This window comes from Gemmatimonadota bacterium, assembly GCA_009835325.1.
In the GTDB taxonomy this organism is placed as follows: Bacteria; JAAXHH01; JAAXHH01; order JAAXHH01; family JAAXHH01; genus JAAXHH01.
Window position 1 is genome coordinate 1 of the sequence record VXWP01000084.1, and the last position, 19,214, is coordinate 19,214.

14 protein-coding genes are annotated in these 19,214 nt (G+C 64.6%); 4 read left to right on the top strand and 10 right to left on the bottom strand.

The annotated features are described in order from the left end of the window. The 4 genes from F4Z81_11430 to F4Z81_11445 form a co-directional block, all read left to right on the top strand. Positions 1-568 (top strand): LLM class flavin-dependent oxidoreductase (locus F4Z81_11430; protein MXW05667.1); only part of this gene is annotated, 568 nt, incomplete at its 5' end. Positions 569-743: 175 nt separating this feature from the next. Next, on the top strand, positions 744-1,808 hold the full coding sequence (locus F4Z81_11435) for an LLM class flavin-dependent oxidoreductase (GenBank protein MXW05668.1): 1,065 nt from the start codon (positions 744-746) through the stop codon (positions 1,806-1,808). Between the two features lie 55 nt (positions 1,809-1,863). Beyond that, on the top strand, positions 1,864-2,670 hold the full coding sequence (locus tag F4Z81_11440) for a creatininase family protein (GenBank protein MXW05669.1): 807 nt from the start codon (positions 1,864-1,866) through the stop codon (positions 2,668-2,670). A gap of 31 nt (positions 2,671-2,701) precedes the next feature. Next, a complete protein-coding gene (locus F4Z81_11445; GenBank protein MXW05670.1) occupies positions 2,702-4,750 on the top strand; it encodes a SpoIIE family protein phosphatase in 2,049 nt (682 codons plus the stop codon). A 7-nt stretch (positions 4,751-4,757) separates the two neighbouring features. On the opposite strand, the gene F4Z81_11450 is transcribed toward F4Z81_11445, so the two are convergent. From F4Z81_11450 to F4Z81_11495, 10 genes are all read right to left on the bottom strand, one after another. Continuing rightward, positions 4,758-8,141: a TM0106 family RecB-like putative nuclease gene (locus F4Z81_11450; GenBank protein MXW05671.1), complete on the bottom strand. Its 3,384-nt coding sequence runs from the start codon at positions 8,139-8,141 to the stop codon at positions 4,758-4,760. A 76-nt stretch (positions 8,142-8,217) separates the two neighbouring features. Beyond that, the gene (locus F4Z81_11455) at positions 8,218-10,728 is read right to left on the bottom strand and encodes a hypothetical protein (protein MXW05672.1); all 2,511 of its coding nucleotides are present in this window, start codon (positions 10,726-10,728) and stop codon (positions 8,218-8,220) included. Then, complete coding sequence (locus F4Z81_11460) at positions 10,725-11,645, bottom strand: protein-L-isoaspartate(D-aspartate) O-methyltransferase (protein ID MXW05673.1); 921 nt, start codon at positions 11,643-11,645, stop codon at positions 10,725-10,727. The genes F4Z81_11455 and F4Z81_11460 overlap by 4 nt, the downstream gene beginning before the upstream one ends. 5 nt (positions 11,646-11,650) lie before the next feature. After that, on the bottom strand, positions 11,651-12,373 hold the full coding sequence (locus F4Z81_11465; protein ID MXW05674.1) for an NAD(P)-dependent oxidoreductase: 723 nt from the start codon (positions 12,371-12,373) through the stop codon (positions 11,651-11,653). Positions 12,374-12,390: 17 nt separating this feature from the next. Beyond that, a complete protein-coding gene (locus F4Z81_11470; GenBank protein MXW05675.1) occupies positions 12,391-13,686 on the bottom strand; it encodes an aspartate aminotransferase family protein in 1,296 nt (431 codons plus the stop codon). Between the two features lie 16 nt (positions 13,687-13,702). Continuing rightward, positions 13,703-14,752, bottom strand: a complete 1,050-nt coding sequence (locus tag F4Z81_11475) for an aminotransferase class I/II-fold pyridoxal phosphate-dependent enzyme (GenBank protein MXW05676.1) — start codon at positions 14,750-14,752, stop codon at positions 13,703-13,705. Positions 14,753-14,764: 12 nt separating this feature from the next. Further along, positions 14,765-15,640, bottom strand: a complete 876-nt coding sequence (locus F4Z81_11480; protein MXW05677.1) for a 4-hydroxy-tetrahydrodipicolinate synthase — start codon at positions 15,638-15,640, stop codon at positions 14,765-14,767. A gap of 53 nt (positions 15,641-15,693) precedes the next feature. After that, a complete protein-coding gene (locus F4Z81_11485; protein MXW05678.1) occupies positions 15,694-16,305 on the bottom strand; it encodes a nitroreductase family protein in 612 nt (203 codons plus the stop codon). 78 nt (positions 16,306-16,383) lie between these two features. Beyond that, the gene (locus tag F4Z81_11490; protein MXW05679.1) at positions 16,384-17,682 is read right to left on the bottom strand and encodes an alpha/beta hydrolase; all 1,299 of its coding nucleotides are present in this window, start codon (positions 17,680-17,682) and stop codon (positions 16,384-16,386) included. Positions 17,683-17,698: 16 nt separating this feature from the next. After that, entirely contained in the window at positions 17,699-18,964 is a 1,266-nt protein-coding gene (locus tag F4Z81_11495; protein ID MXW05680.1) for an aminotransferase class I/II-fold pyridoxal phosphate-dependent enzyme, read from the bottom strand. Positions 18,965-19,214 lie beyond the last annotated feature (250 nt).

The following is a 19,214-nucleotide window of genomic DNA, read 5'->3' on the forward strand; positions in this document are numbered from 1 at the left end:
GCAGAAACCCCACCCGCCCCTGTCCGTGCCCGTGATCATGCGAGATTCGGCCGGGACCCGCATCGCGGGCCAGAAGGGCTATTCTCCCTTCAGTCACCACATGGTCGCCGCGAACGTGCTGGCGAACCACTGGGAGACCTACGCAAATGGCGCGCAATCCGCCGGACAGGAGCCGGACCGGCGCAAGTGGAAGATCTCCCGCAACATCTTCGTGGCGGAGACGACAAAGGAAGCCCGCGAAAGGGCGCGGAACAATTCCCTGGGCAAATGCCTGGATTACATCATGAAGCTCACGGACCTCGGACCGGGACGGGCGTTCTGGAAACGGGACCTGGACATGCCCGACTCCGAATGCACCCTGGACTACATGATGGACGAGCAGGTCATCGCCGGCGACCCCGATGAGTGCGTGCGGCAGCTGCACCGCATGATGGAGGAGACGGGCGAATTCGGCACATTCATCATGACCGCCCACGACTGGGACGACCGGGAGGCCTGGATCAACAGCCTGGAACTGTTCGCGAAAGAAGTCATGCCTCGGTTCAACCGGTCGCTGGGCTACGCCTGAGTTTGCCGGGCGGCTTTTGCGGGGATGTGCGCGGTAGGGATGTACGCGGTCCAGTGTATACCTCGTGTTAGTGTATTCCACGGGTGAAGTGTATACCGCGAGCGAAGCATTTACCGCGGGCTAGTGTATACAATGTAGACACAACGAGAATCAATACCACATTTCGGAGCCCAATATGAACTACGGCATGTTCATCATGCCCTTCCACGACCCGGTCAAACCTGCGGCGCAGTGCCACGACGAGGACCTTGAGCTCATCGTGCGCTGCGAGGAACTGGGATTCACCGAGTTCTGGATCGGCGAGCACCACACCATGAAGTACGAGAACATCGTCCTGCCCGAGGCCTTCATCGGCAAGGCCCTGGCCATGACCCACTCCATCCGGCTCGGTACCGCGCCCACCTGCCTGCCCTATCACCACCCCGCCCACGTGGCCAGCCGGCTGGCCTTCATGGACCAGCTCTCCCACGGGCGGCTGAACCTGTGCTTCGGCCCTGGCAGCGTGACGACGGACCTGGAGCTTTACAAGATCGATCCTAAACTCAACAGCGCCATGGCCGCCGAATCGGCCGAGATGATCCTGCAGATCTGGAGCCAGGACCCGCCCTATCACCTGAAAGGCCGCTTCTGGGAGATCGACCTGGAAGAAAACGTGGACCGCGACACGCTGATCGGCTACATCCACAAGCCCCTGCAGCAGCCCCATCCGCCCATATGCGCCCCGGGGATGAGCATGAACTCCTCCACCATGAAGCTCGCGGGCGAGAAGGGCTGGTTTCCCATCAGCGCGAACATATCCCCGGGCAACGTCGTGGCCGACAACTGGCGGGTGTACGAGCAGGCGGCCCTTGAAGCCGGACGTACGCCGGACCGCAAGGACTGGCGCGTCTCCCGCAGCATCTTCCTCGCGGACAGCAAGGAGGAAGCGGCGCGGAAAGTACGCAACAATTCCCTGGGACGGGGCTTCGAATACCTCGGCGGCCTCTTCGACCAGGGGCTGGGCCGGAAGATGCTCAAGCGGGACCCGGACATGCCCGATTCGGAATGCAACCTGGACTACCTGATGACGGAACAGATCATCCACGGCGACGTGGACGAGGTCGTCCGGCGGCTGGACCTGTTGCGGGAGGAGACCGGCGATTTCGGCACGCTGATCCTCATGGGGTACGACTGGGACGACAAGGATTCCTGGCTCCGCAGCATGGACCTCTTCGTCCGCGAAGTGATGCCGCGCATGTAAAACTGTGCACGACGCCGCACCGCCAGCACGACGCCGCACCGCCAAAGGAGCACCCATGAAGGGTCCACGCCTCCCCTACCGCTACGATCACTACACCTGGGTCGAACTGAAGGAGAAAGTCGAGGACCAGCCCGCCGTCATCCTGCCCGTCGGGTCCACGGAGGACCACGGCTACCACATGCCCCTGGACGTGGACACGTTCCTGGTGAGCAGCGTGTGCGAAGGCGCCGCGAAGCTCATCCCGGACGAAGTGCTGATCCTGCCGGCCCTGCCCTACGGGTTCGAGGACCATCACATGGACTTCCCCGGGACGATCACCGTGCGGGACGACCACCTGCAGGACTTCGTCGTGGACATCACCCGGAGCGTGGCCCACCACGGCTTCCGGAAGATCCTCATCGTCAACGGCCACGGTTCCAACGCCACCATCCTGGAGACGGCCTCGCGCCGGACGGTCATCGAGACGGACGCCCACTGCGGGACGCTTAACTGGTGGAGCGTGGCGCAGTCGAAACTCTGGGAAATCGGCGACTCCGAACTCCAGTCCCACGCCGACGAGATCGAGACCTCGGTCTACCGCTACCTCAACGACGACGCGATCCAGATGGACAAGGCGGTGCGGGAGGTGAAGATCCCCGTGTCCAAGTACTACTGGCGCGGCTGGATCCGCGGCAAGGGCGCCTCTCCCCTGCGCATGATGGACCAGTGGTCCCGGATCTCCGACTCCGGCGTCATCGGCGATGCCACCGTCGCCACCGTGGAGAAGGGCGAGGAACTCTACCGTGCGGCCTCGGAGGAACTGGCCGGCCTGATCCAGGAATTCCGCGCACTGCCCATCGAGCCCCGGGTGGACCGGCACTGACGGCTTGCCCAACCCCCTGGAGTACCCTTTCATGAAGCGCGCTGCACGCACAGCTGCACGCATGGCCGTACGATTCAGGCACGCCGTTTTGCGGACGCTGAAGCGGCTGGCCCCGGATACCTGGACGAAGCGCTGTATCTACGCGGGACTGGTCACGGCGGCCGGGGTCTTCCTGGTCCTGGGCACGTGGCAGGGTGTGGTCACCTGGCTCGGCTGGCCGGCGATCGCCCTCCTGGCCGCCGGTATTTTCTACTACACGTGGAAGGCCTTTTCGTGGCTGCGGGACCATTTGCTGTGGAAAGTCCGGAATCGCATCATCGTCGTTTTCCTCTTCGCCGGCATCGCGCCCCTGTGTATCGCCTCTTCGATCAGCATACTCGTCGGATGGCTCTGGATCGGGACCCTGGGGACCAACCTGGTCACCCGTCATATCGAAGAGACCGTCGACCGGCTCGATCATATACCGGTCGATATGCAACTGACCCTGCTGAGGACGGCTTCGGAGGACGGACAGCCTTTCGCCGGGATCGTGGACGAGATCCTGCGGGACAATCCGGACCTTACTGGCCTGTCGATCAGTGTGTTCGAGGATGGCCGCCCGGTGCTTGCTTCCGCCCCCTTCGATACGCCCGAACCCCTCCCGGACTGGCTGCTCCGGGAAGACCATTTCGCCGAAGTCGTATTCGACAGCCTGTCCGACGGCCTCTCCGCGCTGTCCTTCCGCGCCGGCACCGCGATCGAAATCCGCGGACGGAACCTGTACGTCCTCTCCTACAAGCCGCTGGGGGATGATTACCGGACGAAGATATGGGAAGAACTGGGCACGCAGGTCGCGTTTCGGTCGGGACCGGTCGATTTCGAAGAGGTCATCGTCTATGAATCTCCACCTTCGGAAGTGGAGAGGTCGCGGTTGCCGCTCCTGGGGGCGCTTCACGTGCCGTGGGCCGCTTCATTCTCCGTCAGGTCCTGGAATTCGGGGGCGCGGAACGTGGCGATCCTGGGCCTGGATCTCGATCCGGCGCACATTTTCGAAGCGACCGTTACCGGTGACATGCTGCTATCTGGATTCCCTCCGCTGTTTTTCGTCGTCATCGTCCTGTGCGCGGTATTCGTAGGCTTCGAGCTGATCTCGTTCATGATCGGGCTGCTCGTTTCGCGGAGGATTACCACGGCGGTGCGCGGGCTGTACGAGGGCACGGAAGCCATCCGCGCCGGCAGGACGGACTTCCGCGTGGAAGAAAAGGCGCGGGATCAGCTGGGCGAACTTGGCCGTTCCTTCAACACCATGGCACGGAGCATCGAGATGCTGATGGATGAAGAAAGAGAAAAGGAACGGATCGAAACGGAACTTTCCATGGCCCGGGAGGTGCAGGCCCGTTTCATACCCAACGTGCCGCCGCAGCGGGGTCCCCTTGAACTGGCCGGCGCCTGGATCCCCGCCCGCACGGTCAGCGGCGACTACTACGACTTCATCGAACACCGGGACCGGATGCTGGATATCGTGGTCGGCGACATCTCGGGCAAGGGCATATCGGCGGCGCTCATGATGGCCGGTCTGCAGGCGTCGCTGCGGTCCCAGGCGCTGGATCCCGCGCTGGAAGGAAGCCCGGACCGGCTGTCCAGGCTGATGTCCCGCCTCAACGTCTACCTGTGCCACAGCACGGCGCCGGATCGATTCGCCACGGTGTTCATCTGCAGTTACCACGTGGAGACGTCCCGGCTCAATTACTGCTGCGCCGGCCACAATCCACCCCTGCTGCTGCGCAACGGCAGCGACAATGTGGCGCTGCTCGAGAGCGGCGGTTACCCGATCGGGTTATTTCCGGAGGCGGAATACGAAGATTCCTCGGTCAGCGTCGATCCGGGGGATCTCTTCGCGGTCTATACCGATGGCATCACGGATGCGCTCAACCGGGAGGAAGAGGACTTCGGGGAAGCGCGTCTCCGCCGGGTCCTTTCGCGGAACCGCGACCGGACCAGCGAGGAGATTCTGGAGCGGGTCCTCGCCTCCGTCCGCGACTTCTCCCACGGCGTGGAACAATTCGACGACCAGACCGCCGTCATCGGCCGGGTGCGCTAAGCGGTCGTCAATCCAGCCCGTAGGCGTATTGCTCCAGCCGGCAGAACACATTGACCAGACGCATCTGTTCCACCGTCCGGCACGGGGCCTCCAGCAGCCGCGGATTGAGGACGACGATGGCCAGGCACTGCGCCCGGGAGACAGCCACGTTGAGCCGGTTCCGGCTGTACAGGAACTCCATGTGCCTGGGCAGGTCCTCGGCCGTGGACGTCACCATGGAGACGAGCACCACGGGCGCCTCCTGCCCCTGGAACTTGTCTACTGTGCCAACCCGTGCGCCATCGGGCAGAGCCGACCGCAGGTGGTTGACTTGCACGTTGTAGGGCGAGACCACCAGGATGTCCGCCTTGGTCAGCGATCGGGTCCCGCCTCGGCCGTCCGCGAAGGACTGCCCCAGCAGTTCTTCGTAGCAGGCCCTGACGATTTTCCCCTCCGCCTCGTTTTTCTGGGAGCATCCCCCGTGATCCGCCGCGATCATGACGATGCCCTCTTCGGGAAGTTCCGTTTTTTCCAGCAACAGCCTGCGACGGGTGGTTTCGGCATGATTCGCCAGCCTTCCGTCGTAGAAGGCATCGGAAACGAACCGGCAGATACTCGGCTTGAGGCGCCAGGTCGTCCCCAGGAAGATCCCGCGGTCGGGCGGTATGGTATCCCGGCCCTGCAGAAGGTATTCCAGGACCGACATGCCGGCCTCGCCCGGATGAGTGCCTTTCATAGGTTGCCCCAGCTGCATCTGGTCACCCACCAGGACGATGTTCTCGGTCGACGAGGACATGCCCACGACGTTGGCGGTCGACACCTGTCCCGCTTCGTCGATGAAGAGGTAGTCCAGGCGGTCGACGAGACTTGGGTCGGAAAACAGCCACGCCGTCCCGGCGTAGAGGTCCGCGTCGCTTCTGATGTCCCCTATTTTGTCGACATTCGTTACGAAATCTCCTTTGAAAACGCTGTCCGGGTTGCCCCCGCTGCTCTTCTTGATACCCCGGAACGACACGCCCCGGTCCCGCGCAACTTCGACGACCATATCCAACAGGTTGTGGATGGCCTGGTGCGCATTGGACGTAATGCCGACTTTGTGCCCTCTCTCGATCAGCGCGACGATGAGATGACCACTCGTGTAGGTTTTGCCGGCACCGGGCGGTCCCTGGATGAAGAGATAGCTGTCGTCGAGATGCGCCACGGCATCCAGATAACCGTCAATCCCTTCGCGGCCGGGCTCGACGATCGGCGCACCCGGGGGGCGTCCCTTGATCCGCGGGACCGCCCGGCGAAGCAGATCGGTGGCGGCACGCGGGGTCTTCGCGTCCCGGATGAATCGATCCGCATGGCGGTAGATCCCCGCCCGGATGACCTTCGCGTCCACCGGTCCTCCGGGGCCGATCGAAGAACCCGCGGGCAACGGCTGCACGCTCGGTCCCTGCCTGACCCGGACGATCCCTTTTGATTCGTTGATTTCCTGGATCGTGCCGGCTCTGTCCATGGTCTGCGCATCCGAGACCTGGTCGCCGGTCTTGAGCTTGAAGTCCTGGGGCGGGAACCGGAATGTGTATACCATCGATCTCTTGTCCTGGACGGGTGGCTCCCCCGACTTTTCCAATCCCCCCAGACACTCCACGTCCTCGATGAGTTCGTCCGTCGTCTTGTCGCGGCGTTCAAAGGCGGCCCACCATTCAGGTTTGGCCTCCCGGTTGTGGAATTCCAACAGGTCCGCGACGCGCCGGCCGTCCGCCGGTGGGTCCTCCTCGAAAACGCCCAACCTGCGCTGGTATTCCTCGTACTCGATCTCCCAGTCCTTGCGCCCGGGCGTCGCAGATGTTGCTGCAGCGGCCTCTCCGCCGCTTTCGTCTCCGCCGCTTTCGTCTCCGCCGCTATCGTGCCCGGCGAACCAGGACGTGTGGGCCGGACGGAGCGACACCAGCCAGTCGCGCAACTTCCACGTTGAAACGCAGTCTTCTTTGTTGTACTCGGCGATTTGCCGCAGGAGATCGTCATCGCCAGCCTCCTGCCAGCGGTTGTATACGACGACACTCTCTTCGGCCGTCGCCACCTCCCCGCTCCGTTTCATGTAAAAGGTCTCGAGGTTCTTCAGCGAGTAACGCGGCTCGGAGGTCCGGATGCTCTCCCGCACGACCAGGTAGAGGTCGACGAACCGATTCCGCCGCAGCAGGTTGTCGAGTTGTTCCTCGCAGGTCCCGTAGCGGCCCGCCAGCCGTTTCAGGGCCGTGGTCTCGTAGTGGTTGTAGTGGTAGATATAGGCCGAGGGATACTGCCTCAGGTGTACGTCCAGAAAGGCCATGAAATCCTCGAAGGCCTTCTTCTCCTCCACGTGGTCATGGGCCCAGAAGGCCTTGAAGGCCGGCTGGTCATCCGTCACGGCGACCACGCCGAAGAGGTATTCCAGGCCGTTGGGATACAGCGGATCGCCTTCCATGTCGAAGAACAGGTCGCCCCGGTCCGGCCTGGGCAGCCGCGACAGTCCCTTCCCTGCATCGAAGACGAGTCGTTCCCACGCGTCATTTCCCGTCTTCGCCTTTTCGTACTGCAATGCGGCCTGGGCGCGAAGCCGCCCGAGTCCCTCCTGACTTGTATCGGTAATCTGCCGGTCGGCATCCAGTTTGGCCAGATCGGACAGCGTGTTGATGCCGGCGTTTCTCAGTGCGGCGATCTGGGTCTTGCGGATGTTTGCGACGCGGGACAGATGGTCGTCCTCTTCCCAGCGACGGGCGCAGAGGTCGCGCCAGTGGCAGTACGTGCAATGTGCGCAGGGATCGGGATTCGTATCGGAGGGAGGACCCGCGATCCACGCCTCGAAGCGCCGGCGCGCCAGGGCATAGTAGTAGTAGAAATCATCCACCCTGAAACACGCTTTCTTCCCGTCTCCCTGCAGCAGATACATGTATTCGGCCCGCAGTTCCTGCATTCCTTCCAGCAGGTCGGTGTATACGCAGAGTTGAATGAGGTGTTTCGGCGCTGCCTTTCTGGCGAGCTTGGTATCCAGTACCTCGTAACTGAAATCTCCAAGCGCGGACGGCCGGGGACAACGGACCAGGAAATCGGCGTCGCCGCGCCAGGGCTTCCGGTGGAGCACTGCCTGGAAGATGACGTCCACGCCCCTTTCCATGGCCGACCGGGTCGCGGCCACCCGGTCCTGAAGCGATCGGTCACGATCTATTTCGACAATGTCCCGGCCTTCGGTCCGCAGCCGTTCCAGGTAGGCTTTCTCGTGCTCCAGGCCCTTGCGCTGCAACAACGCCATAGTCTCATTGGATTCCGCCTTCTCGAGGTCTTCCTCCAGGCTTCGAATATCGAGATAGGTCGCGTGGCGGCAGCCCAGGTAGTTGACCAGGTCCGTTGCGGAAAACCGGCAGCCTCCGTCCTCGGTTCGTTGCATGGAAGGGTACGTCTCCCGATGTTATTTGCTAGAATTCAGCTGGATGATTCGACCAATAAGAGAACCGATCCAGCATTTACGCAAGGCCGGGCCGCCCGGCACTCCACATCGCCGCGCACGCCGCGACGACATAGCAGGCCGCCGCCGCCGTTACCGTGAGCAAGAATCCCCACTGCATGGCGATGATCATGGCCAGCGGCGAGGCCAGGACGGAAGCGCAGCCGTTCACGCCCCAGGCCCAGGGCACGAGCGCGGCGGACCGCGCCCCGAACCAGCGCAGCCCCAGGGGGAAGGGCAGCCCCATGGCGAAGGCCAGGGGCGAGATGAGCACCAGTACCGCGGCGAGACGGACTCCCGGCGGCCAGGCGCCTCCGAACAGCGCGAGGAGGATCAGGCCCGTGAATACGGGTATGGCCAGGACCGCCGGCACCAGGGCCAGCCTGCCCAGCGAAACGCCGGGCAGCGCGGTAATGCGATCCGCCGCCAGGCTGCCCAGGCCCGAGCAAAGCAGAAAGCCTCCCACGGTGGCCGCGCCGCCGATCACGGGATCGCCCAGCAGCCGCTGGATGCCCGACAGAAAGGCTATTTCCAGCACCAGGTAGGCCAACCCAATGGCCAGAAAGTACGCCGCGGCGATCGACCGTCCGGACGCCCTTCGGATGTCGGCGCGGAAAACGAAGGGCAACAGCATCAGTACCAGACCCGCGCACGTAACGATGAAGGCGGTGGACAGGACGAAGAGAAAGGCCAGTTCCGATCGCAGCAGCCATCCCGCTCCATAGGCTCTCCGGAAATCGGGCAGGGCGCCGAGCTTGCCGAAATTGCCGAAGAAGGGGCGGTCGTCGGTGGCCGGCCGGACTTCGAAGGGCCACTCGTCGAAGAACCGGTCGGTTTCGCCGGGGTCCCCGGACAACAGGCTGCGCATCACGTGGTACAGGTAGTCACCGTCTTCACCCGGCGGTCCGGGGAGTTCATCGGGACGGTTCAGTTCGCCGGCCGTTATCCCCCGGAAGTACACCGGGGTCAGGTTCCGCTCCGCGGCCCGGTCCCGCAGCCGGCGAATCTCCCCTACCCGCCAGGGTCTTGGCCGGACCATGGTGCAGACGCCCAGGAAATCCCGGACCATGGCGATGTGCACGCCGGGCCGGGCGATTCCAGCCAGTTCGAGGGCGGCAATGACCGTTGCCGCGATCTTCGCGTTGTCCCTGGGCAGCAGCTGTATCCCGCGGGACACGTGGAGGATGCCGTCCGGTGACAACCGCCGCAGGGCGGCCGCGACGCCTTCAACTGTCATGAGGTGATCCTGGTTCAGCCCTTCCAGGCCGCCCGCGGCTGCCGACCAGGACTCCATGCCCGCCAACTGGATGAGGTCGAAGGAACCCCGCGTTCCTTCGAGGAAGGCCCGGGGTTCCACCGGATGAAGCGCGACGCCCGGCAGGTTGAACACCATGCCGCCTTCGTCCTCCAGGGGACCGGCCAGGAGATCCGACAGCACCCGGTTCGACTGCACGACGTCTACCGCTGCCGCGCCGTGCCGCCGGGCCAGCCAGATATTGCCGCCGCCGACCTCGTCCAGCAGCAGTACCCTGGGATTGGAGGGGACCAGGCCATAGGGCAGGGCCATGAGCGTGCCGTCCAGCGCCTCCGCCTGTTCCGGCCGTTCGATGCGCAACAGGGAGCCGGCGCGATGACCGTCCACGACGATCGAAGCCATGGACGGCGGCACGCGCTCGTCGGTCATGAAGGCCATGTCGTGAAAGGCATCGCTGCCGAAGGCCTCCACGACCCCCGTTGGGCCGACTGCGCGGGCCAGTTGCTCGGCCTGCCCGTCCTCTTCGAGACGGTCCACATAGGCCAGGTACTTGTCGTCGTCTACGCGGATGAAAGGAGGATAAAACAGTGCCAGCAGCGCGCCGGTCAGCATGGCCAGCACGGCCAGCACAGCCAGCACGGCCGGCACACTCGAGGAAACCAGTCCGTTGCTCGAGGACCTCCGGTCGCCGCGGTATGCAGCAGCCAGGACCACGGCCCCGGTCACGTAGCCCAGCCATGCGGGATCCACGAAGTACATGACGATTGTCACCCCGACCGCGCCGGACGCGCTGCCGATGAGGTTCGACGCGTACACCGCGGTCAGCCGCTCCCCGGCGGACATCAGCGCCAGTCCGACGGCGGTGGCGCCCAGGGCGAAGGGGACGGTCAGCAGGGCCCAGTATCCTGCCCACCAGGCGAGCTGCCCCACGATCAGGCCGGGCAGGAAACGGCCGGTCACGGGCAGGAGCTGCGCGGCCTGGAGCATGAGGGGGATGGAGACGGCCGTGAGCAGGACCAGTATCGGAAGGGCCGTGTGCCGGTGCCGCAGGAGGTAACCGCGCCAGAGCGACAGGATGGCGCCGCTCATGCCGAAGCCGAGGAGCGCGATGGTGATGACGAGGAAGGCGAAATGGTACCAGCTAGCGTACTGCAGGACGCGTATGAGCCCGATTTCGAAGGCGATGACGCCGCAGGAGACCAGGCCGGCGGTCCGTACGAGATAGCCCGCCGGAAAACGCTCGGGCGTAACGGCGTTTTCGGTTCGCGACGTCACTGTGCGACCCGGCCGGTCATGGGCACGAAGCGAACGGGCATCACGGTGCGGGAGGTCCGCTCTCCGTCCGCCGTCTTGCGGACGACGACGAGCCGCTGCACACCCGTCATCTCGCCGATGGGAATGACGATCCGGCCGCCGGGCTTGAGCTGGGACCACAGGAGCGGCGGCAGATGCCCGGCCGCGCAGGTGACGATGATGGCGTCATAGGGCCCCGCCTCCGGCCAGCCGTAGTAACCGTCGCCGTGGCGCGTCTGAACGGCGTCATACCCCTCCTCGGCGAGCAGTCCTCGGGCCCGGTCCAGCAGGGGTTCGATGATCTCCATGGTATACACGTGGGGCGTGATGTGGGCGAGCACGGCGGCCTGGTAGCCCGAACCGGTGCCGATCTCCAGCACCTTCGAGGCCGGACCGATTTCGAGCAGCTCAGTCATGTACGCCACGATGTAGGGCTGGGAGATGGTCTGCCCGAGCCCGATGGCAAGGGGCGTATCGTCATAGGCGATGCGCCGCGTCTGCTCGTGGACGAACACGTGGCGGGGGGCGTCCATCATGGCCCGGATTACGGCCCCGTCCGTGACCATGGGCGACTTGTCCAGGATCACCTCGACCATGCGAGCACGCTCCCGCTGCCGCTCATGGACGGAGCGGGGCCGCGGCGGCGTCCAGACCGAGTCGACGACGGCCGCAGTGGGCGAGTCGGCGGCGGCCCCGGCGGCAGTGGCGGTGTTGGACGTGGCGACGGCCCCGGCAGTAACGTCCCCGCCGCGGCCATCCGGATCAGTGGTGGACGCCGACGGATCCGGCTCCGATGCGCAGCCCAGGGCCACGGTTATCCATAAAAAAGCGGCAATGCCGGGGAACAGTACACCCGATCGGTGGGTGGCCACCCTGGTGATCAAAGATGCCGATTGCATGTTCTTTACTCCGCAACCACCGGCCGGCGGTAGAACCGCTGGGGGTTGGTACGGGGTTCGTAGCCGAGGATGCGCCGGGCCTTGTCGATGGTGTACTTGCCCTGCTGCAGGTAGCTGCCCATGTTGAAGGCCTGGAAGAAGTCCGGCACCTCCTCGATCTCCAGCGCCAGCCGGCAGGCCTCCACCAGGTCGTCGTAGACGATGGTGAAGGGTGGATGGTCGGCGTTCCTGACCTGCTCTTCGGGCATCGGACCCAGTCCGTTGAACTGGTAGCACACGGTGTGTATCCGGTACTTGCGGGCGTATATCTTGCAGATCTCCATCGCAAGGTGCTTGGTCAGCATATAGTAAGCTGTTCCCGGTGCCTGGGGCACGTCGCCGATGTCGTGGTCGTGGAGGTAGCCGGGGATGATGATCTCCGGACCCGTGTGCAGGACCTTCTCGATACCGAGCTCCGCCGCCGCCTTCATCACGTGCCAGGCGCCCCGGACGGACACGGCGAAACTCGCCACCGGGTCTTGCCGGACCACGGTCCAGTTCATGATCGCGTCCATGCCGCGGGCCGCTTCCAGCACCTGTCCGTAGTCGCCCATGTCCACGTGCATGATGGGCTTTCCGCCGGGATGGGGGCGGATATCGGCCAGGCGCAGGTTGTAGTGTTGTTCCAGGCCGGGGATGATGAACGGCGCGATATTGCCGGAGGCGCCCAGGAGGAGGACGTTTTTCATGGCTTTGCTCCTTCTGTTCAATCCATTTTCGCGATTACGTCCCGCAGCACCTCTTCCGCCGACTCCAGGAGCCGGTCGATGTGACCGTCCGTGTGCACGAGGGACAGGTAGATCTTCTCGTAGGGACTGACGAAGAGCCCCCGCTTGATCATCTCGACGCCGAAGACGAAGGCCTTCTCCTTGTCGGCGCGGAACATGGACCCGTAATCGACGATCTCCCGCTCCCCGGTGAACAGCACCTGGAGCACGGGGCCTTCGCCGCCGACGAGCAGGGGGATCGAATGGCGCTCGCCCATGGCCGTGATCTCCCGGGTGATGCGGTCGCCCATGGCGAAGAGCCGCTCGTAGGTCCCGGGACGTCCCAGCACGTCGAGGGTGGCCAGCCCGGCCACGGCGCCCACGGGATAGCCGTTGAAGGTGCCGGAGGCGATGACCCGCTTCGGATCGTCCGCCGGGCGCCAGCCGTTCATGACGTCCATCACATCGGCCCGTCCGCATAGGGCGGCCAGGGGATAGCCGCCGCTGATCGTCTTTCCGTAGGCCGCCAGGTCGGCGGTCACGCCGTAGCGTTCCTGCGCCCCGCCCCATGCCATGCGGAAGCCCGTGACGATCTCGTCGAAGATGAGGACGATGCCGTACCGGTCGCACAGCGCCCGCATCGCCTCGAAGAAGCCCGGCCGGGGCAGGATGCACCGCTGGAGGGGCTCGATGACGATCGCGGCGAGTTCCCCGTGGTGGCGTTCCACGATATCGGTAGCCCGCTCCACGTCGTTGAAGGGTACCGCGAGCATGTCCGCCGACCAGCTCCGGGGTATGCCGCCGCCGTCCGGCAACGTGCCGGGATAGGCGCCGGGATGCAACGTCCGCGCCCCGTGCAGCGCCGCATCGCTCACGCCGTGCCAGCCTCCCTCGAAACGCAGGCAACGGTCGCGGCCCGTATAGGCCCGGGCGGTCCGCAGGGCGAACTGCATCGATTCGGACCCGGTGATCACCAGGCGGACCTTCTCCCCGCAGGGCGAGGCGTCGGCCACCCGTTCGGCCAGTTCGATCGCCGGTTCGTTGAGGGCCATGAAGGTCGTCCCGCGCGCAACCTGGCGGGTCACCGCCTCCACCACTTCGGGATGGGCGTGGCCCAGGATCATGGGGCCGGACCCCAGGAGAAAGTCGATGTACGTCTTTCCCGCGGTGTCGTGGATCGTTACGCCTTCTCCGCGGGTTACGACCAGGTTGGCTTCGGGCGGAAGGCGGAACTCCCCGTTCCCTCCGCCCACGAAGACCCGTTCGGCCCGTTCGATCAATGCGGTTTGCGACATGCGGTTCCCTCGAAAGTCAGCGACCGTCTGTCGTCACGGTCTGCCTGTGGTCGATCAGGATGCCCTCCAGCGCCGAAACGAAGGCCGCGTTCGCCGCCGGAAGCCCGATGCTGACCCGGATGCTGTGCGCCAGGCCGAAACGGCTGCCCGATCCCACGAGTATGTCCCGGTCGGCCATGCGCGCCGCGAGCTCGTCGGCCGGAATCGGCGTTTGGAAAAGCACGAAGTTGCCTTCGCTTGGCCAGCAGGCGACCCCCAGCCGTTCGAAGGCCGCGTAGAGCGTTTTCTTGCCCTGCTCCGCCAGCGCCACGGATTGCGCGACGTGGTCCTGGTCCCCGATGGCCGCGGCGGCCGCCTCCATCTCGAGCGAACCCAGGTGAAAGGTCCGGCGAAGTCCCGCCAGGCGTTCGACGATGTCGGTACGGGATATGACCACGCCGACGCGAAGGCCGGCCAGCCCGTAGACCTTCGAGAAGGAGTGGAGGACGATCACGTTGCGCCCGGCTACGGCATCAGCGGGCGAATCCGGATAGTCCGGACGGGTCACGAACTGGTGGTACACCTCGTCGGAAACCAGGGTCACGCTGCCGGGCAGGCCCTCGTGAAGCCGGTCCATGTCGTCCCGGGTAACGATGGAACCCGTCGGGTTGTTGGGATTGCCCAGGTAGACCAGGCGCGTCCGCGTTGTCACCGCCTCCATGACCGCGTCGCTCCGGACGCTGAAATCCTCGCCGTCCAGGGGTACGTCGATGACCTTCGCGCCCTGCCACGCCGCGGTCCGTTCGTATACGTGGAACGTGGGCCCGCAAACAATCACCTCGTCGCCGGGCGCCAGGAAGACCCGGGCGATGAGGTCCAGGGCTTCGGAGCCGCTGTAGGTCGTGAACAAGTGGGCGGGCGTCACGCCCCTGCCGTAGAACGCCGCGAGGCGGTTTCTCAGCGCTTCATCGTCCCTGGGCGGATAGAGGCTGAGACCGGCCAGGTGAGCCTTGATCCGATCCATCACCAACGGGGACGGACCCAGCGGGTTCTCGTTGTAATGCAGTCGGTAGGGAGTATTCGACATATACGTGACCGGCTAGCCGATCAGCCCGTAGTCCGCCAGGATCCCGCGCAGCTTCTCACGGTTCGGTTCCGACAATGGGGCCAGGGGCAGCCGGACCTCGGGACTGATTTTGCCCATCATGCCCAGGGCCGTCTTGACCGGCACGGGATTGATCTCCATGAACACGGCGTCGTTGAGCGTCATCATGTGGTAATGGAGTTCGCGCGCCTCCAGCCACTTGCCCTCCTGGACCAGGTTGTACAGCCGCGCCACTTCCGCCGGCATCAGGTTGCCCGTGGCACTCACGAACCCCGCCCCGCCGATGGCCAGAATGGGATAGCAGAGCAGTTCGATCCCCGAGTACACGAGAAAGTCCCGGCCCATGCGGTGCAGGAGCCGGTTGATGTGCTCGAAATCCTTGTTCGACTCCTTGACGCCGATGAGATTGTCGTTGGCCTCCTTCAGCCGCGCCACGGTGTCGATCTCGATGTTGACGGCCGTGCGACCGGGGATGTTGTACAGGATGACCGGCAGGTCCACGCATTTGGCAAGCGCGTCGAAATGGCGGAAGATCCCTTCCTGGCCCGGCCGGCTGTAGTACGGCGCGATGAAGAGCAGGGCGTCGGCGCCGTTCGCCTGGGCGAAGCGGGAAAGCTCGACGGACTCCTCGTGGTGGGTGGATGCGCTGCCGGGCACGAAGGGCACCCTGCCGTCCACCGCCGCGGCCGCGGCGCGGATCACTTCCTTCCGCTCTTCGAGGGACAGCGAACCCGGTTCGCCCGTCGTCCCCTGCACCGACACGCCATGGGACCCGCTCCGGATCTGCCACTCGACCAGGCCGGCCAGGCCGTCCAGGTCCAGCGAACCGTTCTTGAAGGGTGTAACCACCGGTACGATCGACCCGCGCATTGATCCTCCTTTAACTTGTGGTTTCGCCTCATCCCGCCCGGGCGCGCCGCGCTTCAAATAAACGTGGCGATGTCTTCGAGCGGTTTCTTCGTGATCACCGGCACTTCCGCGTCCTCCGCCGGGTAGCCGACGACCAGGAGCAGGAAGGGCCGTTCGTTGGCCGGCCTGCCCAGCAGGCGGTTCAGGAAATTCATGGGACTCGGCGTGTGGGTGAGCGACGCCAGGCCGGCCTGGTGCACCGCCGCAATCAGCATGCCCGTGGCGATGCCCACCGATTCCACGGCGTAGTAGTGCTTGACGTTCCGGCCGTCGGGTAGCACGCCGTGGCGCTGGACGAAGATCGCGATCAGCCACGGCGCCGTTTCCAGGAAGGGCTTATGTTCGTCGGTACCCAGCGGCGCCAGGGCGTCGAGCCACTCCTGCGGCGCTTTCTCGCGGTAGAACTGCTGTTCCTCCTGCTCGGCGGCGACGCGGATCTTCGCCTTGATCTCCGGATCGGCCACCGCGGCGAAATGCCACGGCTGCATGTTCGCGCCGCTCGGTGCCGTACCGGCCGCCAGCAGGCAATGATCGATGATCGACTTCGGCACGGGCCGGTCCGAGAAATCGCGGACCGTTCTCCGCCGGCGAAGCTCCCGGTAGAAGGCTTCGGCCCGTTGCTTCATCTCTTCGGGCGGATACTCCCGATAGGTCGACAGGGATTGAAAAACGGGATCTTTCACACCAGTACCCCTTTGCGCGCTCTAGCGGGTTTCATCGACGAACCCCGACTTCTCCAGGAAAGCCAGCACTTTCTCCGCGTAGGCCTCCCGGTCCATTTCCCAGATGTCGCCGTGGGTCGCGCCTTCGGCCACGTAGATCTCCTTGCCGGCACCGGGTATCTGCTCGAACAGCCGCTCGTTATTCGCCAGCGGCATGCGCCGGTCCGCCGTGCCGCCCACCAGGAGCACGGACGTGTCGTCCAGTCCGGACACCGCGCGACCGATGTCCAGGTCATCGATCCTGATGCCCACGCGGAGTTCCGTAATCGTACTCGTCAGAAACCCGAAGGGCACCGTGGGCAGGCCGAACATCCGGCTCAGGTCGCTGCGCAGCGTTTCGGAGGCGGCGTAGAAGCTGCTCTCGGCGATGACGGCGTCGATCCCGGGCTCTTCCGCCGCCGTGAGCAACGCGGTGGCCGCGCCCATGGAAACGCCCCACAGGATGACCGGGCCCTCCTCGCCCCGTTCGTCGACCGCGAATCTCAGGGCCGCCTGCACGTCGCGCCATTCGTAATAGCCGAATGTGGTCAAATCGCCTTCACTGTCCCCGTGGCGGCGGAAATCCAACAGGAGTCCGTTGAACCCGTTTGCGTGCAGGAAGGCGGCCTGGTCGAGCATCTGGCCCCGGTGGTTGGTATGGCCATGACAGTAGATGACCGTGCCCCGGCCGGTCTCGTTCGGGATGTACCAGGCGGCCAGGTTCAGGCCGTCGGACGTGGTCAACGTTACGTCCTCGTAGGCCATACCGTGGTCCGCGGGGGTGTCCCGCGCCGTGCGCCGGGGACCCACGCTGCCGGTGTACAGGGTCGAAATGAGGTAGGGCAGGGCGATGAAGACGAGCAGAAGGATGACTACGACGCCCATGGCAGCGCCCCGATAGGAGACCTGTCTCCGGCGCATGGCCAGGGCCAGAACCGGCCAGATCAGCGTGCCCGCGATGAAGGTGACGACCGGCCACAGGACGACGTGGGGAATGACCAGGCCGAAGAGGACGTTGCGGCCCCAGGTGAAATAATCGCCATCGAGCCCCGCGGTCTTGCCCAGTACCGCCAGCAGGATGATCAGCAGGCGGACGCCCGCCGTATAGCGCAGCGCCGCGTATAGAAACCCGCCGTAACCCCTGCCCGCGCGGAGACAGATGACCGCAAGCCATACGGCGGCGGCCGGAATGGTCCAGTTGATATTGAAGGGGCCGCCCGCAACGAGGTTCGTGACGTCCAGCAGGAACCACAGGACGACCAGGCCCCAGGTAACGATCAGGGGCAGGCGGATGAGCGACATTGGCGGCCCCGTGCTGCTAGCTGGTCTTGCCCAAAGCTTCTTTCAGCACGTTGAGGAAGACTTCCGTTTCCCGCTCGTCGCCGGAGGATACGCGGATCCACGTGGGCATCTGCTGCCTGCGCCGGTTCGTCACCATGACACCCTTCCGGAACATCTCCCGCATGATGTTCATCGACGGCTTGCCCAGGTCGACCATCATGAAATTGCTTTCGGACGGGATGTACTCCAGTCCCATCTTCGTGAATTCGTCTTCCAGCCGGTCCCGGAAGTGCTGGACGACCGCCCGGGAGCGGTTGTAGTGATTCCTGTCCTTCAGGGACGCCTCGCCCGCTGCCACGGCCAGGGCGTTGGCGCGGCCCGTGCTGTAGAATCGCAGCTTCTGCTGGATGGCCTGGCTGCAGATCCCGTAACCGAGGCGCATGGCAGGCATGCCGAAGACCTTGGAAAAGGTACGGGTGACGATCACGTTGTCGTACTGCCTGGTCAACGACGCCGCGGTCCGGTACTGCGGATCCCTGACGAAATGAATGTAGGCCTCGTCGATGACCACGATCACGTTCTCGGGCACGGCGGCCACGAACTTCTCCGTCTCTTCGAAGGAGAGCAGCGTGCCGGTCGGGTTGTTCGGATTGGTGATGACCACCACGGACGTCTTCGGCGTGATGGCCGCGAGCATGGCGTCCAGGTCGTGCGTGTAGTCCTTCATGGGCGTGCGGATGATGTTCACGTCGAGGTCGGCGAATTGCTGGTACATCTCGGCAGCACCCGAAATGTCGCCGTATCCCATATCGGCCTCGATGACCTCGGTGCCGCCCTTGCTCAGGTAGGTCAGCGCGATTTGGGAAAGGAGCGCGCCGGATCCCGCCGTAATGTAGACCGGAGTCTGCCTGAAGAAACGACCTCCACCGCCCATACGACCCGTACCACCGAACCTGGGAGGGGGCGGCAACTCCATACCGTCGAATTCGGCCAGCGCGCCGTAGATATCACCGCCGCCGAAGGAATACCGGTTGATATTGAACATGTTCTCGGCGATGGCCTCCAACGCCTTCGGGGACGGTCCGATGGGATTCTCGTTCAGCGCCATGCGGACGAGACCCGGCTCGACGCCGATCCCGTGGATGTCCTTGGCGGTAAGGCCGCCCGTAGCCATGGTCTGGGCGAGGGCCAGGCGATCGGCCAGCGTCAGCGCGGCGCCGGCGAGGCCGCCCGCAAGTGCTCCCGAGAGAAAATGGCGACGGGTAAGGCCGGAACCGGCCGTCTCCTTCATACGGTTCAACATGTAAGTGCTCCCTGTGTGTGTGGACGCGGCCGCGAAGCGGCGGCGGTCGAATCCGACCCACCCGCATGTACGTATAGCATGTACGTGGATGACCCGGTTCGATTACGATGTCGAATATACGCGCCCGGGGGTGTCCTGACAACCCTTAATGTCACGGAACCGGGACTCGAAACCAGGCAAGGCTCCGGGCATGGCTCCGGGCGGATTCGTGTATACATTCTGGATACATCAGAGCTTCCGATTTCATTCT

Bases quoted from the DNA above. Each gene is read 5' to 3' on its own strand.
- F4Z81_11475 (MXW05676.1), bottom strand. From the start codon at position 14,752: ATGTCGAATACTCCCTACCGACTGCATTACAACGAGAACCCGCTGGGT.
- F4Z81_11460 (MXW05673.1), bottom strand. From the start codon at position 11,645: ATGCAATCGGCATCTTTGATCACCAGGGTGGCCACCCACCGATCGGGT.
- F4Z81_11480 (MXW05677.1), bottom strand. From the start codon at position 15,640: ATGCGCGGGTCGATCGTACCGGTGGTTACACCCTTCAAGAACGGTTCG.
- F4Z81_11485 (MXW05678.1), bottom strand. From the start codon at position 16,305: ATGAAGCAACGGGCCGAAGCCTTCTACCGGGAGCTTCGCCGGCGGAGA.
- F4Z81_11440 (MXW05669.1), top strand. From the start codon at position 1,864: ATGAAGGGTCCACGCCTCCCCTACCGCTACGATCACTACACCTGGGTC.
- F4Z81_11450 (MXW05671.1), bottom strand. From the start codon at position 8,141: ATGCAACGAACCGAGGACGGAGGCTGCCGGTTTTCCGCAACGGACCTG.
- F4Z81_11445 (MXW05670.1), top strand. From the start codon at position 2,702: ATGAAGCGCGCTGCACGCACAGCTGCACGCATGGCCGTACGATTCAGG.
- F4Z81_11495 (MXW05680.1), bottom strand. From the start codon at position 18,964: ATGTTGAACCGTATGAAGGAGACGGCCGGTTCCGGCCTTACCCGTCGC.
- F4Z81_11490 (MXW05679.1), bottom strand. From the start codon at position 17,682: ATGTCGCTCATCCGCCTGCCCCTGATCGTTACCTGGGGCCTGGTCGTC.
- F4Z81_11470 (MXW05675.1), bottom strand. From the start codon at position 13,686: ATGTCGCAAACCGCATTGATCGAACGGGCCGAACGGGTCTTCGTGGGC.
- F4Z81_11435 (MXW05668.1), top strand. From the start codon at position 744: ATGAACTACGGCATGTTCATCATGCCCTTCCACGACCCGGTCAAACCT.
- F4Z81_11465 (MXW05674.1), bottom strand. From the start codon at position 12,373: ATGAAAAACGTCCTCCTCCTGGGCGCCTCCGGCAATATCGCGCCGTTC.